Origin of the sequence: Idiomarina sp. (assembly GCF_019431395.1) — a bacterium.
Lineage (GTDB): Bacteria > Pseudomonadota > Gammaproteobacteria > Enterobacterales > Alteromonadaceae > Idiomarina.
In genome coordinates, this window is sequence record NZ_CP080268.1 from 1979358 (window position 1) to 1996095 (window position 16738).

At 48.4% G+C, this 16738-nt stretch carries 14 protein-coding genes; 3 read left to right on the forward strand and 11 right to left on the reverse strand.

Annotated features, from left to right (window positions below):
• Positions 1 to 8: 8 nt before the first annotated feature.
• From ubiB to KZ771_RS09595, 6 genes are all read right to left on the reverse strand, one after another.
• Complete coding sequence (gene ubiB, locus KZ771_RS09570) at positions 9 to 1661, reverse strand: ubiquinone biosynthesis regulatory protein kinase UbiB (RefSeq protein ID WP_290653094.1); 1653 nt, start codon at positions 1659 to 1661, stop codon at positions 9 to 11.
• Positions 1661 to 2263: an SCP2 sterol-binding domain-containing protein gene (locus KZ771_RS09575; RefSeq protein ID WP_290653096.1), complete on the reverse strand. Its 603-nt coding sequence runs from the start codon at positions 2261 to 2263 to the stop codon at positions 1661 to 1663. The genes ubiB and KZ771_RS09575 overlap by 1 nt, the downstream gene beginning before the upstream one ends.
• A complete protein-coding gene (gene ubiE, locus KZ771_RS09580) occupies positions 2263 to 3036 on the reverse strand; it encodes a bifunctional demethylmenaquinone methyltransferase/2-methoxy-6-polyprenyl-1,4-benzoquinol methylase UbiE (RefSeq protein WP_290653098.1) in 774 nt (257 codons plus the stop codon). Before ubiE ends, KZ771_RS09575 begins: the two co-directional genes overlap by 1 nt.
• Before the next feature lie 77 nt (positions 3037 to 3113).
• Positions 3114 to 5198, reverse strand: a complete 2085-nt coding sequence (gene recG, locus KZ771_RS09585) for an ATP-dependent DNA helicase RecG (protein ID WP_290653100.1) — start codon at positions 5196 to 5198, stop codon at positions 3114 to 3116.
• Between the two features lie 6 nt (positions 5199 to 5204).
• Positions 5205 to 5888, reverse strand: coding sequence for a tRNA (guanosine(18)-2'-O)-methyltransferase TrmH (gene trmH / locus KZ771_RS09590; RefSeq protein ID WP_133539453.1), 684 nt, complete (start codon positions 5886 to 5888; stop codon positions 5205 to 5207).
• A 36-nt stretch (positions 5889 to 5924) separates the two neighbouring features.
• Positions 5925 to 7454 carry a bifunctional GNAT family N-acetyltransferase/carbon-nitrogen hydrolase family protein gene (locus KZ771_RS09595; RefSeq protein ID WP_290571114.1) on the reverse strand — a complete coding sequence of 510 codons (1530 nt, stop codon included), beginning with the start codon at positions 7452 to 7454 and terminating at the stop codon, positions 5925 to 5927.
• A gap of 122 nt (positions 7455 to 7576) precedes the next feature.
• On the opposite strand from KZ771_RS09595, the gene KZ771_RS09600 reads away from it, so the two are divergent.
• Positions 7577 to 8926, forward strand: coding sequence for a Na+/H+ antiporter NhaC family protein (locus KZ771_RS09600; protein ID WP_290653103.1), 1350 nt, complete (start codon positions 7577 to 7579; stop codon positions 8924 to 8926).
• Positions 8927 to 8964: 38 nt separating this feature from the next.
• Here the strand turns inward: KZ771_RS09600 and KZ771_RS09605 are convergent, their stop codons facing one another.
• The 4 genes from KZ771_RS09605 to gmk form a co-directional block, all read right to left on the reverse strand.
• Positions 8965 to 9357: a RidA family protein gene (locus KZ771_RS09605; RefSeq protein ID WP_133539456.1), complete on the reverse strand. Its 393-nt coding sequence runs from the start codon at positions 9355 to 9357 to the stop codon at positions 8965 to 8967.
• A gap of 2 nt (positions 9358 to 9359) precedes the next feature.
• Complete coding sequence (gene spoT / locus KZ771_RS09610) at positions 9360 to 11465, reverse strand: bifunctional GTP diphosphokinase/guanosine-3',5'-bis pyrophosphate 3'-pyrophosphohydrolase (RefSeq protein ID WP_290653105.1); 2106 nt, start codon at positions 11463 to 11465, stop codon at positions 9360 to 9362.
• A 130-nt stretch (positions 11466 to 11595) separates the two neighbouring features.
• The gene (rpoZ, locus tag KZ771_RS09615) at positions 11596 to 11868 is read right to left on the reverse strand and encodes a DNA-directed RNA polymerase subunit omega (protein WP_133539458.1); all 273 of its coding nucleotides are present in this window, start codon (positions 11866 to 11868) and stop codon (positions 11596 to 11598) included.
• Between the two features lie 68 nt (positions 11869 to 11936).
• On the reverse strand, positions 11937 to 12563 hold the full coding sequence (gmk, locus tag KZ771_RS09620) for a guanylate kinase (RefSeq protein WP_290571107.1): 627 nt from the start codon (positions 12561 to 12563) through the stop codon (positions 11937 to 11939).
• Between the two features lie 166 nt (positions 12564 to 12729).
• Here gmk and KZ771_RS09625 point away from each other — a divergent pair, with 166 nt between their 5' ends.
• Positions 12730 to 13932, forward strand: coding sequence for a cyanate transporter (locus KZ771_RS09625; RefSeq protein WP_290653107.1), 1203 nt, complete (start codon positions 12730 to 12732; stop codon positions 13930 to 13932).
• On the opposite strand, the gene KZ771_RS09630 is transcribed toward KZ771_RS09625, so the two are convergent.
• On the reverse strand, positions 13929 to 14525 hold the full coding sequence (locus KZ771_RS09630; protein WP_290571103.1) for a TetR/AcrR family transcriptional regulator: 597 nt from the start codon (positions 14523 to 14525) through the stop codon (positions 13929 to 13931). The genes KZ771_RS09625 and KZ771_RS09630 overlap by 4 nt on opposite strands.
• A gap of 154 nt (positions 14526 to 14679) precedes the next feature.
• Between KZ771_RS09630 and KZ771_RS09635 the strand changes: the two genes are divergently transcribed.
• Positions 14680 to 16719 carry a BCCT family transporter gene (locus KZ771_RS09635; RefSeq protein ID WP_290653109.1) on the forward strand — a complete coding sequence of 680 codons (2040 nt, stop codon included), beginning with the start codon at positions 14680 to 14682 and terminating at the stop codon, positions 16717 to 16719.
• The last annotated feature ends 19 nt before the right edge of the window (positions 16720 to 16738 follow it).

Sequence of the window (16738 nt, forward strand, 5' to 3'; positions counted from 1 at the left end):
TATCTTGATTAAAGATTGTTAGCGCGGGGTCGCGAACGCCACGCCAAAGATCCCAGTATAACAGTAATCACACCGGAAGTGATCGGCCACAGCGGTGTGCTACTTTCTGTTATCAGCCACGCTGTACTTACCACACCGCTCGCTGCTAACAGAGACCAGAAGGAGCTGCGTGAAGCCTGCTGCTGATGCATCAACTGCTGTTGATGTTGGCGCTCCAGTTGACGCTGAATATGTTGCTGAGAATTCAGGTTTTCATAAAGCAAATTAGGCAACTCCGGCAACTTCTCAGCCCAATAGGGGGCGTTCTCTTTGACTGAACGAACCACAGCCCGCCATCCAAGCTGCTCGTTCATCCAGCGCTCTAAAAATGGCTTGGCAGTTTTCCATAAATCCAGCTCCGGATAAAGCTGACGGCCTAACCCCTCGATGTACAATAGGGTTTTTTGCAATAACACCAGTTGCGGCTGTACTTCCATTTCAAATCGTCTGGCCGTATTAAATAAATTAATCAATACATGTCCGAACGAAATTTCGGCTAACGGCTTCTCGAAGATAGGCTCACAAACGGTACGTATGGCGGACTCGAACTCTTCAATATTGGTGTGCCTTGGCACCCAGCCTGAATCTACATGCAACTCCGCAACTTTACGATAGTCACGATTAAAAAACGCCAAAAAGTTTTCCGCAAGATAGCGTTTGTCTTCACGGTTTAAGGTGCCAACAATGCCAAAGTCAATGCCGATGTAGCGTGGGTTTAACGGTTCATCCTTGGCAACAAAAATGTTGCCCGGGTGCATATCGGCATGAAAGAAACTGTCCCGAAACACTTGCGTGAAAAACACTTCGACGCCACGTTCGGCAAGCTTCTTCATATCTACGCCACGGGCTTGCAACACCTCAACATCACTAACGGGTATGCCATCAATTCGTTCCATCACCATCACGTTATGACGGCTGTAATCACTGTAAACAGTAGGAATATAGAGTAATTCTGAATTTTCAAAATTACGTTTTAACTGAATTGCATTAGCTGCTTCACGCAATAAATCCAACTCATCGAGTAATGTTTTACGGTACTCCTTTACCACTTCTCTGGGCTTTAGCCGGCGTCCATCAGGTAAGTGATGTGCCATCACTGTTGCCAGAGTTTCCATTAATTCTAAATCGGCGTCGATAGTACAGCGAATATCAGGGCGAATGACTTTTACAACGATGTCCTTAACATCGTTCTCACCCAGTCGAATTTGTCCGGTATGAACTTGCGCAATCGAGGCCGACGCCAACGGCTGTGTATCGAAATTTTCAAACAGCTCGGCGATATCCTTAATACCCAAGGATTTCTCAATAATCGCCTTGGCCGCATTACCATCGAACGGTGCCACACGATCCTGCAAATAGGCCAGTTCTAATGCGATATCAGGTGGCAACAAGTCACGTCGGGTCGACAACATTTGTCCAAATTTAACCCACACCGGCCCGAGAGATTCCAACGCCAGCCTTAGCCGCACACCCGCAGGTTTGTCTTTGTGCCGGTTAGGCATCCAAAACAACACATGACGGCCTAAACGCAAAGACCATGGCAGCCATTTAGCCGGAATCAGATCATCTAAACCATAGTTCAATAAGGTCTTTGTTATCGCGTAAAGTCGCCGACTGCGCATTACTGCTCCTGTTTTACCTGACGTTCCAGGCGTTCAATGGTCGCCCTGAGTTGTTGTAACTGTTGCTTAAACTGTTCAAATTCAATCCGCGCCGGAAGTAGCCGTTTTTCTTCAATCACAACCCCGTTTATCCAGCGACGATGAGACTCACTGGCCTCCTTCATATGTCGCTGACCGGACCGCCACAAATTACTTAACCATTGCGCAGGCAACACGCCGAGCTTCGCTTCCAATTCCGATTCCCAGTCAATGTCTAACCCTTTAACCAGCATTACTAATTGCTGCGCCAGCATCGGGTCACCTTCAATATCTAACTGCCCGGCTTTGATTAAACGCGTTAAATTAGCGTTCTCAGTAAGCTCTGGTAATACGCCTAATTCCGTTTGTATCCAACAGTCTGCATCACCTTCTGTAGAGGTACTTAGGCGTATGGCTTGTTGTTCAACTGTTACGGTAACAACAAACGGCAACTCTTTAATATCAAACCGTAAAACTTTTCCGGCAAGCTTCTGTAGTCGCTGCGGCGAGTTTGCATCACGCGACAATAACTCGTTGATCAGAGTCTCCAATACCAACCAGGGAATTAACGAAAGTGATTTCATTAAAACTTGTATCCTCGGTGCAGAGCAACAATGCCGCCGGTTAAGTTTTGGTAGTCGACGTTATCGTAACCTGCTTCGTGCATCATAGTTTTTAACGTTTCTTGATCCGGATGCATACGAATTGACTCAGCCAAATATTGATAACTATCTGCATCGTTGGCCACTAACTGCCCCATTTTGGGCAGTACGTTAAACGAATAAAAATCGTAGACCTGTTCAAGTGCCGGCGTTATCGGTTTGGAGAATTCTAATACCAATAAACGCCCCCCCGGTTTCAGCACTCTGAACATCGAACGTAAAGCGGCAGGTTTATCGGTGACATTGCGCAAACCAAAAGCAATGGTAATGATGTCAAAACTATTATCGTCAAAGGGCAGTTGCTCAGCGTCTGCCTGAACGTAACGAATATTACCGACATGACCTTTGTCACGCAGCTTGTCCCGGCCGACTTTGAGCATGGCATCGTTAATATCGGCCAGCACGACCTCCCCTTGCGGGCCAACCCGACGTGCGAATTGCGCGGTTAAATCACCGGTACCGCCAGCTATATCAAGTACCTTCATGCCTTGGCGAACACCGCTACAATCTATGGTGTAACGTTTCCAGAGTCGATGAATACCCATCGACATCAGATCATTCATTACGTCATATTTAGCCGCAACCGAATTAAAAACGTTTGCCACCAGCCCTTTCTTTTGCTCGCGCGCGACCTGCTGGTAGCCAAAGTCAATCGAGTCTCTTTGTTGGTCTTGCTTATCTTGTTTATCGTTCATACAAACACCTTGAACCTATTTCCTTTAGTGTACTTGATGCGACCAGTTTGTGCGATATCAGCCACTGCAATTGTGTCTTACACATGCGCATATTCATCACGCCGCGGCAGCCAGCGCTCGATTAAGGCAGAGGCAGTCGCCGGATAATCACGCAGTAATTGCTCCGCTAACTGTTGCGCAGAAGGCACCAAGTCTGCGTCACGCTCTAAATCGGCAACTTTTAATTGTGTTAGTCCCGTTTGCCGCTGCCCTAATAGCTCACCGGGACCTCTTATTTCTAAGTCCCGTTGTGCTATTACAAAACCATCGTTACTTTCTCTTAATACGCTTAAACGCTCAGTTGCGGTTTTTGATAACGGACTTTTATAGAGCAATACGCAGTGACTGGCGACTGAGCCACGCCCAACTCGCCCCCGCAACTGGTGTAATTGCGCCAAGCCCAGGCGTTCGGGATTTTCAATAATCATTAGCGAGGCATTGGGCACGTCAACCCCCACCTCAATAACCGTAGTTGCAACTAAAAGATCAAGTTCTCCGGCTTTAAATGCCTGCATCACCTGTTCTTTTTCTTCAGCTTTTAAACGCCCATGAACAAGCCCTACCTTTAATTCAGGTAATGCCTGCTGCAACTCGCGAGCAGTTTCTTCTGCGGCCTGACACTCAAGCACTTCTGAATCTTCAATTAGTGTGCACACCCAATAAGCCTGTCGTTGTTCCGTTATGCAGACGTCTCTAACACGCGCTATCACTTGGTCACGGCGTGTATCGGGGATTGCCACCGTAGTCACCGGTGTACGCCCCGGTGGCAACTCGTCAATCACCGAGGTTGCTAAATCAGCATATGCAGTCATTGCTAAGGTGCGCGGTATTGGTGTTGCCGTCATGATTAACTGATGCGGCTGAAAGCCCGCTTTAACGCCCTTCTGTCGCAGTTGCAGCCGCTGGTGCACGCCGAAACGATGTTGCTCATCAATAATGACTAACGCGAGCCGTTGGTAATGCACGTCATCCTGGAACAAAGCATGAGTACCGACTAACATCGCAACCTCTCCGTCAGCAACACGCTGCAACAGCTGTTGCCGGGCTTTACCTTTGGTGCGCCCGCTTAACCAGCCAACACCAATACCCAACGGCTCCAGCCATTGGGAAAACGACAATGCATGTTGCTCCGATAACAGTTCTGTTGGCGCCATCAAGGCAACCTGATAACCGGCTTCTATTGCGGCCAGCGCTGCCAGCGCTGCAACCAGCGTTTTCCCTGAGCCGACATCGCCCTGTACCAGACGCATCATGGGCACACTTTTTTGCAGGTCGTTTGCTATTTCTGCAACCACACGTTGCTGCGCCTGCGTCGGTTTAAATGGCAAGCTCGCTAAAAATTGTTGCGCGAGTTCGCCGTTAACACGAATCGCGATGCCACCCTCACTTTGGCGTTGCTGTCGCAATTGCAGCAAGCTAATTTGATGCGCTAACAACTCTTCAACCGCCAGCCGCTGTTGAGCCGGGTGCTGACCAAGTTCCAGTTGTTGTAGCGATGTTCCAACAGGCGGGTGATGCAAGGTTTTTATCGCATCCACTAACGACAATTGATGGGGCTGCAAAGACGCTGGTAGTAGCTCCTCAACCGCGGCTGCAGTCAGATAGGACAACGCCTGCTCAATAATTTTACGTAACGCAGCCGGATAAACACCCTCCGTTGTCGGATAGACCGGCGTATAAGTCGGCTCCAGCTTCACCTGTTGATTTGCTTCCAGCAACTGATAATCAGGATGAATAAGTTCAGCACCGGCCATGCCGTGCCTGACTTCACCAAACACTAACACTCGGGTGCCCGCACTAAACTGTTTTAATTGCGCTGCACTGAATTGGAAAAAGCGCAAGGTGATAGAGCCGCTGTCATCTTTAGCTCTGACCAGCAACATGCGTTTGCGGCCATATTTAATCTCTGCATGCTGCACGTCGACCACAAGGTTTGCAGATTGCCCCGGTCGCAGTTGCGCTATCATTGCGATCCGTGTTCTGTCTTCATAACGTAACGGCAGATGAAAAAGCGCATCCTGTACGCTTTCCAGTCCCAATTTTTTTAGCTTTTGAGCGACCTTTTCACCCACCCCTTTCAGGGTCGTCAACGGGATTCGGGTAAGCGGCTGTGCAGTGGACATTGTCGACTATTTCGCTGTTCTCATGGCTTGCCACCAATCGTCACCGGCAACAATTTGGCCAGCTTCGTCAAGCTCAGGATAATCGATACCTTTGCGACGACAGGCCTTCGCATAAATGGGGTGGCCGCCCTCAAATAAAATACGCTGCCGTTCAGCGATATCCAGCTGATTATGCCCATATCGACCAGCAGCCTGACGCTGGCGTTGTGCTTCGTACAGCATCACCGCAGCCGCCACCGAAACATTTAATGATTGCGCCATACCGACCATCGGGATCATCACTTGATGGTCTGCAAGCGCCAGTGCCTCTTCGGTGACACCATGTTTTTCCTGGCCCATCAAAATGGCAGTTGGCTGAGTGTAATCAACGTCACGAAAATCAATCGCCTGCTCAGACAAGTTGGTTACAACCACCTGCATGCCCTGCTGCCGAACCGCCTTTATTGCATCTGCAACCTGATCATAATGCGAAACACCGACCCAGTTTTGGCTACCCAGCGCTAATCCGGCCGACATTTTGCGTTTTGATGACTCCCAAACAGCGTGCATTTTGTGCACGCCAACCGCATCGGCAGTGCGAATAACCGCTGACACATTGTGACTTTTATGAACATTTTCCATCACTACAGTCAGGTCTGGCTGACGCAAATTCAGCATTTCATTAATGCGCTTAAAGCGCTCCGGACTCATTCCTTAACCCTCACTTATCCTTATAAAATCACATCATTAACTACGATGTTTGCGGGAGACTTCGTAAATATCGGTACGTCGGTCTTTTAAGTTAGTGACCGAACCCTCGTGGTGAAGATAACGAAGTTCGTCTAAATTAAGGTCTGAAAACATCAGCATCTCGGTATTGGGTGTTGTTTCCGACATTATCGCGTCGTGCGGGAAGGCGAAGTCCGACGGCGAAAATACCGCTGATTGCGCATACTGAACATCGAGGCTCTCGACTTCGGGCAGGTTGCCTACGCTGCCACAAATAACCACATAACATTCGTTTTCGACTGCACGTGCCTGAGCACAATGGCGAACACGTAAATAGGCATTGCGAGTATCAGTCCAAAACGGCACAAACAATATCTCCAGCCCTTCTTCCGCCATGATTCGACCAAGCTCCGGGAACTCAACATCATAACAAATCAGAATACCAATGCGCCCGGCGTCGGTATCAAACACCTTAACCTCATTGCCACCCTCAATAACCCAGTCACGCTTCTCGTGCGGCGTAATATGAAGCTTGCGTTGTTCTTCAACCGAGCCATCGCGGCGGCAAAGGTAGGAAACATTATAAATACTGTCGCCTTCCTGCAACGGCATTGAGCCAGTAATAATATTGACGTTATAGCTCACCGCCATTTGCGACATTTCGCTTTTAAAACGCTCAGTGTATCCGGCAAGGAACCGTATCGCACTCATTTGCTGGCTCTGATCCGTCAATCCCATCAACGGGGTATTAAAAAACTCAGGCAGCACCGCAAAGTCACTTTGGTAATTAGAGAGCGCGTCAATAAAATACTCGACCTGCTGTAACAATTCATCGACAGACTCTACCGATCGCATTTGCCACTGCACAGCTCCCACGCGGACGTTTTGAATACGCGTAGTTAAAATGCTGGTAGAAGGGTCGTAGAGGAAGTTGTTCCACTCTAACAAAGTCGCGAAACCGCGAGATTTTTGATCTTCCGGCAGATACTTACCCAGCAGGCGTTTAACCGTAAAGTCGTTGGCTAACTGGAAGGTTAATATCGGATCATAAATTTCGCGGCGCTGAACCTTGTCTAAATATTGACTCGGGGTCAGCTCCTCAGAATATTTGTGATAGTTGACGATACGACCACCAGCGAGAATCGCACGCAGGTTGGCCTGGCGGCACAGCTCTTTTCGCGCATCATATAACCGACGTCCCAGCCGATAACCACGATAATCCGGGTGGATCAGCACATCCAGCCCATAAAGTGCATCACCTTTTTTATCGTTGAGAATCGCCTCGCGATGACCAATTAAATCATCATAGGTGTGCGGGTTAGAAAATTTGTTGTAGGCCACCTTAACAGTAAGGGCGACACCAACAATTTTGCCATTATCCTCAAGGCAAAACTGCCCCTCCGAGAAGTCTTTTATCAGCTTCTCGATTGTAAACTGGCTCCAGGCACCACCAATATCGGTATAGATGGCATCCATTAACTCTTTTAATTGTGGGTAATCTTCTAAGCGAAGGTTACGTAACTGTAGGTGGAGATCATCCGGACTCATAACTGCCCCAAAACGGTAAAACCATGTTATAGGTAGTTTACACGTAAATTGATCAGGGTTGCACTAGAGGGATTAGCTGTATAAACTTCTAGACGTCTAAATAAAAATATAAAGGAAGTGGTATGAATTCATCCGCCGCCGTTCAGCCCCCGAGCGCCAAGGCGCTGTTGCCGCTGGCGTTGTTTTTGGCTTTGTTTTTGGGAACTGGTATTTATTTTCAAACAGAAGGTGTTGAGTACGCCTTCTATCAGCTGCCTAGTCCAGTTGCGATTCTACCGGCTATTGCGCTGGGCATATTGCTGAGCAGGCAAGCGTTTGAAGAGCGTATCGCAACCTTTGTGGCTGGCGTCGGCGATAGCAACATCATTACCATGTGTATGATTTACCTGCTGGCGGGCGCATTTTCCACTGTCGCCGAAGCAACCGGTGGGGTCGACGCGATGGTGGCACTGGGCTTACAAATTATTCCAGCTTCGTTTTTGATTCCCGGGCTGTTTTTGATCGCCGGGGTGATATCTACCGCCATGGGTACTTCCATGGGAACATTGGCAGCACTAGCCCCGGTTGTACTAGGAATTGGCGAGGCAACCGACATCAGCCTGCCGTTACTTGCAGGTGTATTAGTTAGCGGCGCCATGTTTGGTGACAACTTATCCATTATCTCTGATACCACCATCGCAGCTACCCGCACCCAGGGCTGCAGTATGCGAGATAAATTCCGTGCTAACTTAAAAATTGCCATCCCCGCTGCTGTCATCACGGTGCTTTGGTTAATCAGTTACGACACCAGCAATGTGCCCCTTCAGATTCCTGACGCAAACCTTTGGCTTTGCCTACCGTATTTCGCGATTATCGTGTTGGCCGTGATGGGCCTGAATGTATTTGCCGTGTTAGGGCTTGGAATCGTGTTAGCCGCGGGTTTTGGTATGGTAACTGTCGACTACCAATGGGTGAAGTTTAGCCAGGATATCTACGATGGCTTTAGCAGTATGCAAGAAATTTTCTTACTGTCACTGCTCATCGGCGGCCTGTCAGGCCTTATCCGACAACAAGGTGGCTTGGCGTTTTTAGCCAAAGTCGTAGAGGCCGTTTCCAGCCGTGTCAGTAAAAACAAACAACGTTCGTCAGCGTTCGGTATTGCGGGTTTAACCTCACTCACAAACCTTTGTGTAGCCAATAATACCGTCAGTATTCTGCTGGCCGGCGAAGTCAGCAAACGACTGGCTAAACAAGGGAACTTAGCCGCCCGGCAAAGTGCCAGCTTATTAGATATCTTTGCCTGCACGGTTCAGGGCGCGTTGCCATACGGTGCCCAGGCTCTGTTAATGGGAGCCAGCTTTGGTATATCACCGCTCTCAGTCAGTCTTCACACGGGTTACGGCTTTATTCTGGGCAGTGTCGCGTTGCTGATGATCCTGTGGCGACGTCCACTTGAAGATCGTCATCCGGAAACAGAAGAAGCGGCTGTTTAGCCGCTTCTTTGTCACTCGTTAAATTAAGTGAAAGCGCGTTAGTTGGTGCTTGGCAACTCTAAAATGCCATCAATTTCGATTTGCGCGCCTTTCGGCAACTGCTTAACACCAATCGCTGCACGAGCGGGGTAAGGCGTTTTAAAATGTTTTGCCATCACCTCATTCACGATGGCAAATTCGGCCAAATCAGTCAGATAGATCTGCACCTTAACCATATCCTGTAATTCGCCACCGGCAGCTTCACATACCGCAGTAAGATTTTTAAAAACCTGTTCGGCTTGTTGAGCAAAATCTTCACTGACTAACTCCATCGTCTCCGGAACCAGTGGAATCTGACCAGAAAGATAAACAGTAGTGCCAATTTTAACGGCTTGTGAATAGGTGCCGATGGCCGCTGGTGCTTTATCCGTTGCAATAATAACTTTAGACATGATTACTTCCTTAAGCGCGTCACGCGCTGAACATCAGGCATTTTCCGAATGTGTCGGATAACGTCCGCTAGGTGTTTACGATTACGGATAGTTAATGCCACATCAATAAAATAAATATTCGCATCGATCTCTTCGGTTCTAAGGCCGTCAATATTACAGCCCGTTGTCGCAATCGCCGAAGTCAGTTTTGCCAAAGCGCCCTGGTGATTGACGATTTCGATACGAATTTCCGAAATAAACTCTGCATCGGGTTTATTATCCCACTCGACCGGGAAGTATCGACCCGGCTCATCCTCGTGCCCACGTACGTTTTTACACTCACGGCGGTGAATCACGAGCCCTTTGCCCGGACTTACGTGAGCAATGATGTCATCGCCCGGGATCGGCCGACAGCATTTGGCAAAGCTCACCAACAATCCCTCGGCGCCTTTGATAGATAAGCTACGTTGCGACGGCAACTCGTCTTTTAACGTTTGCAGCTCCCCTAACAGACGCTTTGCAATAGCAACCGACATCATATTACCCAAACCAATTTGTTTGAGTAGCTCGTTTTTACTTTCAACCTTGGTTTCTGTCAGTACGCGCGTAAACTCGCTTTCCGGGATATCTTCATAGCTAATTGGCCCTAGGGCTGAACGCAGTAAGCGCTCACCTAACTGTTGCGCCTCTGAAGACTCCTGCCCCTTGAGATACTGTCGAATCTTAGCGCGTGCTTTGCCAGTGACAACAAAATTGAGCCAGGCGATGTTCGGACGCGAACCGTTGGCGGTTTTTATTTCGACAGTCTGCCCGGTTTCAAGCGGTTTACTCAGCGAATACGTGCGGTGATTTACCCTTGCACCAATACAAGTATTACCGACATCGGTATGCACAGCGTAGGCAAAGTCGACTGCCGTAGCGCCTTGCGGTAATTCAATAATCCGGCCATCCGGTGTAAATACATAAATCTCGTCAGGGAATAAGTCGGATTTAACGTTTTCGATAAACTCAAACGAACTACCAGCGCTTTGCTGCAGTTCCAATAAACTCTGCATCCATTTACGTGCGCGAACCTGCGCTGTCGTGCCGGCATCATCGGTATTTTTATAGAGCCAATGCGCGGCCACACCGCGATCAGCCATCAAATCCATCTCTTCGGTTCTAATCTGGATCTCAACCGGCACTCCGTGAGGGCCTTTCAGCGATGTATGCAATGACTGGTAGCCGTTTGACTTTGGAATCGCGATATAATCTTTAAAGCGTGTTTCGATAGGCTTGTAGAGGTTATGCAGCGCGCCGAGTACCCGGTAGCAGGTGTCTACACTATCGACTATCACCCGAAACGCATAAATATCCATGACTTGATTAAAGCGCAGCTCTTTGGTTTGCATCTTTCGGTAGATGCTGTGCAAATGCTTTTCGCGCCCTTGCACCCGCGCTTCAATGTGATTACCGTCCAGGCGCGATGAAATCTCACTTTGCACACGCTCCATAAACTCACGACGATTGCCGCGAGCCTTTTTAACTTCAGACTCTAACAGCCGCGCACGCCAGGGATACAGGGCCCAAAAACCCAATTGCTCCAGCTCGTTTTTAATATCATGAATACCCAGGCGGTGGGCTAACGGCGCATAGATTTCTAGTGTTTCGCGCGCTATTCGTCTGCGTTTATCGGGACGCAAATGCTGAATGGTACGCATATTGTGGGTGCGGTCGGCAAGCTTGATCAGAATAACGCGAATATCCTGAGTCATTGCCATGATCATTTTGCGGTAGTTTTCGGCCTGCGCCTCTTCTTTTGAATCGAACTGCAGTTTATCTAGTTTTGATACGCCTTCGACCAAGTTCGCAACGGTCGCACCAAACAACTCCGCGAGATCTTCACGGCGAGTCTCTGTGTCCTCGATGACATCATGCAACAGCGCCGCCATGATGGTCTCGTAATCAAGGCGCATATCAGCTAGTAGGCTCGCAACCGCTACCGGGTGAGTGATATAGGGCTCACCACTACTGCGTTTCTGGCTGCTGTGTGCATCATTGGCTACCACAAAAGCCTGTTGCACCTGCTCCACTTGTTCCGCGGGCAAGTAGTCACTAATTTGCGTTTTTAAGCCTTCAAATAGGTACACCGACTATCTCCGCGACAGAATATGCTTTTGCGTGAACTGATGGGTCTGCTTCTAAACAGAATACGAGCATTCCAACAAAAAAGCCAACGACCGTTGAGCCGTTGGCTTATATCATGCTTGGATAAATAGTTTATTCTACGCCGCGCAACGCATTGACCGCTTGCATTTCCTCAGCATCGGCTTGCTGCTGAGCTTGACGATCTTCAGCGTCAAGGCGGTCGTTATCAATCAAGCCTTGCTCGATCTCACGCAAAGCGATTACCGTTGGTTTCTCGTTTTTTACTTCTACCAAGGGTTCTTTGCCCTGTACTGCCAACTGGCGCGCACGACGAGCTGCTAATAAAATTAAATCAAAGCGGTTGCCAACGCGATCTACGGCATCTTCAACGGTTACGCGAGCCATGGTTTACTCCCCATAAAGCCTGAGTGATATTTTTCGAAAGGCTAATTATTATACGGAAAACGTCACAATTAGCCAAGTAATTCCTTAAGAGTTTCGCCATACCGGACTTGCTGTAATGGCATGCGGCAACGTTGAGCCATAACAATGTGCTCTAATTGCGTCAAGGTATCGTCAAAATCGTCATTAACCAAAAGGTAGTCAAATTCGTGGTAGTGAGACATTTCGGCTTGTGCTTTCGCCATTCGCTTGGCAATCACTTCATCACTGTCCTGACCACGTTGACGTAAACGCTGCTCAAGAATTTCCAGGCTCGGCGGTACAATAAAAACAGACCGTGTTTGTGGATGATGCTCCCGCACTTGCTGCGCACCCTGCCAATCGATATCTAAAAATACGTCAATACCTGCCGCCAAAGATTGTTCGACGACTTTTCTGGATGTGCCATAGTAGTTATCAAAAACCCTGGCCCATTCGTAAAATTCACCACGGTCAATGCGTTGTTCGAATTCGGGCACCGTTAAAAAGTGATAATGAACACCGTTTTCTTCACCCGGGCGCGGCGCGCGCGTCGTTGACGATACCGATACTTGCATCGACCCATCCGAATACTTTTCTAGCAGTGCCTTTATCAGGCTTGATTTGCCGGCACCACTTGGTGCTGCAATGATGAACAGGTTGCCGCTATGCGTCGCCATGCTGGTTGCCATATGCACAATATTTCATTGTTAATAGTGGCGTAAGAGAATACCACGGTTGGGCTGGGTTGGTAAAAACTGAATTTATCCTGTCATCGCAAATATTCACAGCAACAACAAAACACAGTAAAGTGTTCGGTTCAGGCTAATTAAAGGAATAAATGCAGTGCCAAAGACCACCAAAAGCAATCTCAACACGTCTCCAAAAGCTTTATTATTTGGTTTGCTATTGCTGGTTTTGCTGGGCCTTAACCTGCGCCCATTATTAACATCTGTGGGACCGTTAACCGACGAATTAATTAACTTAACGGACGCGTCATACAGCAGCATCTCATTACTCACTACGCTGCCTATCCTAATGATTGGTTTGTTGGCACTGTTTGCCGGGCGGCTGACAATGACGCTTGGCTATAAACGCGGGATTAGCTTTGGCTTACTGATTCTGGCGGTCGGGTTGGCCATTCGCTTCTATCCCCCCACAACCGTATTGCTATTGGGCAGTGCACTGATTGGCGGTTTTGGCATTGCGTTACTGCATATCATTATCCCCGAGCTAACAAAGCACCAATACCGCAACCGGCTGGGCCTGGTAACCGGTCTTTGGTCAGCAGCGTTAATGGGCGGCGCCGCGCTGGGCGCAGTACTCACACCGATGCTGGCAGACGCTTTGGCCGAACGTTATTATGCCCTCGCCGCATGGTCGATCTTCGCCATCCTTACCCTGCTGGTGTGGCTATTACCACAGAATCAGGTCCCCGCAGCGGATATTCCGCCAAGGCATTTACTGCTTAAAGCATTTAAATACCCACGCGCATGGTTTTTAGGTGCTTACTTTGCACTTGTAAATGCCGGTTATGCCGGTTTCATCGCCTGGATAGCACCGTTTTATGGTGAGTTCGGATGGCCTGCGCAACAAGCAGGTAACCTGCTCGCTCTCTTTTCGCTCGTTCAAGTAGCAGGCGCACTCATTTTACCCGCGTTATCGCGCGGCTATGACCGCCGACTTTGGCTGGTCATTGCGGTAGTGACACAAATGATTGGCTTCGCCGGACTCAGCTTTGCTCCGGAAGTATCACCCTGGTTATGGTCAGGTCTGTGTGGCTTTGGCCTCGGCGGCGCATTCCCTTTGTGTATTGTAATGGCGCTCGATCACTTAGACAATCCGGTACAGGCAGGGCGTCTAGTGTCGTTCATGCAGGGTATTGGTTTTATATTTGCCAGCCTAATGCCGCTGCTAACCGGCTGGTTTAGAGACATGAGCGGCGACTACACGCTCGGCTGGCAACTTCATATTGTCGTAGGCGTGGTTATTTTGCTTTGCACGTTGCGCTTTAATCCGGCACGTTACAAACAACTTTTCACAGATTAACTTTGGTGGGCAGGCAATAACTGCGCATTAATATCTTCTGCCAACTGCTGTAGCTCTTCTACCGGAAGATCACGCTGAGCCATCACGCTAAGGCCAAGAATGCTTGATTGGTAAAGGCGTGCCAGACGTTCTGGCTGTGCGTGGGGCGATAACTCGCCAGCCGCAATTACACGGCGAAACTTATCGGCAAACAGACGTTGCAAATCACTCATGTAATCTTTAACCGGCTGGTTGTCCATATGCTTGCTGTTGCTGAGCTCTAGCAATGTTTTAATTAACATACAGGCTTTACTTGGGATACCGGATTGCGTTTGCTCAACCATCGACAAGGTTAAATTAGTCACCCCGTCGAGTTCGCGCTCCCCGGTCGCCAGGGTGCCGGCAAAACTTTCCTTGGTCGATTCACCATAACTCGCCAGCGCTTCTCTGAATAACCGTTCTTTACTACCAAATGCGGCATAAATACTGCCCGGACGCATATCCAGAGCGTGCTCGATGTCCTTCATTGACGTGGCATGGTAGCCCTGACGCCAGAATAAACTCATTGCATTAGTAAGTGCGGTATCACGATCAAACTGTGGCGTTCTTGCCATTATGGTTCCCTGAACTGAACAAAATGTTCCCAAGAGTATAGATAACCATTACAGACCTTAAAAGTGGATATTTAGAAAAAGTGACCCTTTGTGCTTTTTCCTCAGTACGTTATAACTATTAATTAGGAAATAATGAAAATAACAGGAGTGTTAAATGGCTACCGATAAAAAACCATGGCATCACGCCATATTGTTTCCGGTATTTCTACCCGCGATTTTTGTTATCGCCTTATTGGTCATTGGTACCTTAAGCGCACCCGAGCAGGCAGGTAAACTGTTCGATAGCACACTAGCCGGCATTACTGAGCATTTCGGCTGGTTTTATATGTTGGCGGTCGCGCTGTTTTTAATCTTTATCGTTGGTGTAGGGATTTCTAAATGGGGCCGTATCAAACTGGGTCCTGACCACTGCGAACCGGAATATAGTTTTACCTCTTGGTTTGCCATGCTGTTCTCGGCTGGATACGGCATTGCACTGCTGTTTTTCGGTGTTGCTGAGCCCGTACTGCATTATGCTGATCCGCCGGCCGGGGCTGCTGAAACAGTCAACTCAGCGAAACAAGCAATGCAGATCGCCTACTTCCACTGGGGTTTTCATATTTGGGCAATTTATGGCCTGGTTGGGCTTGTTTTGGCGTATTTTTCTTTCCGCCATGGTTTGCCGCTTTCAATGCGCTCCACGCTATACCCACTGATTGGCGAAAAAATTAACGGACCTGCTGGACATGCGGTCGACACCTTTGCCATCTTAGGAACTATGTTTGGTATTGCCACAACCCTGGGGCTCTCGGTTATCCAGATTAACACCGGCCTAAACTACTTATGGGAAGACATTCCCATTGGCTCTACAGTACAGATTATTGCTATAGCAGTTATTACTCTGGCAGCCATTGCATCGGTCGTTGCCGGTATGGACAAAGGGATTAAGAGACTATCCTTAATCAATATGTCGCTGGTTTTATTCCTGTTGCTATTCGTATTTTTCGCCGGTCCAACGGTGCATATTCTGGAGACCTTTTTACAGAATACCGGCGCCTACCTAAGTGGTATTGTCGAGCGCACGTTTAATCTGCAAGCGTACACGCGCAGTGACTGGATTGGTAACTGGACGCTATTTATTTTCGGTTGGACTATAGCGTGGGCTCCGTTTGTTGGTTTGTTTATAGCCAAAATTTCTCGTGGCCGCACGATTCGCCAATATGTATTCGGTGTCATGCTGGTACCATCAATATTTACCTTTTTCTGGTTTGCTGTATTTGGCGACACAGCCCTCAACATGATTATGAATGAAGGCTACACGGCGTTAATTAGTGAAGTTCAGAATAATCAGGCAATCGCATTATTTAAGCTCTACGAGAACTTGCCATTAACCAGTATTATCAGCTTTATCACAGTGTTGTTGATCATTACCTTCTTTGTCACGTCATCTGATTCAGGCTCACTGGTTATCGACTCGTTATCGTCAGGCGGCATGCTGGAAACACCCGTTTGGCAGCGTGTTTTCTGGGCGTCAACAGAAGGTATAGTAGCTGCGGTTCTGCTCTTAGCCGGGGGTCTTAGCGCCCTACAAACCGCCGCTATCACCAGTGCCTTACCGTTTGCCGTAGTCATTCTCATCGCCGCCGTTGGCATGTGGCGAGCGTTAATCATCGAAGGGCATCAATATACGAGCCTCAAAAGTCACCGCCAATTTCATCGTAGAGGGGTTAATGAAGGCCCTGATTACTGGAAAAAACGCCTATCCGGTCTGGTAGATTTTCCGAAAAAAGAACCGGTATTGTCGTTTATCTATGGCGCTGCAGAAGAGTCACTCAAACAAGTTAGAGATGAACTGAAAAGCCAGGATTGGCCAGCCGAGTTTGCCGAAGACAAAGAGCACAATCGTATTATGCTGACAGTTGAGCGCGATAGGGAGCTCGACTTTGCCTACGAAGTACGATTACGTGACTACTTGTTACCGGAGTTTGCTCTTACTAACGATAAGCATCGCGAAGTCTATTATCGTGCCGAAGTATTTCTGCGTCAGGGTGGCCAGTCCTACGACCTGTACGGCTGGGAGAAGGCAGATATTATCAACGATGTCATCAATCAGTTTGAAAACTATCTGCACTTCCGTCACCACAGTCCTGGTGTACTGCCATGGGAGATGGAAAAACACGATGATGATCTGCAAGACACGGAAACGCAGAAGTAACTACACAAAAATGCAATAA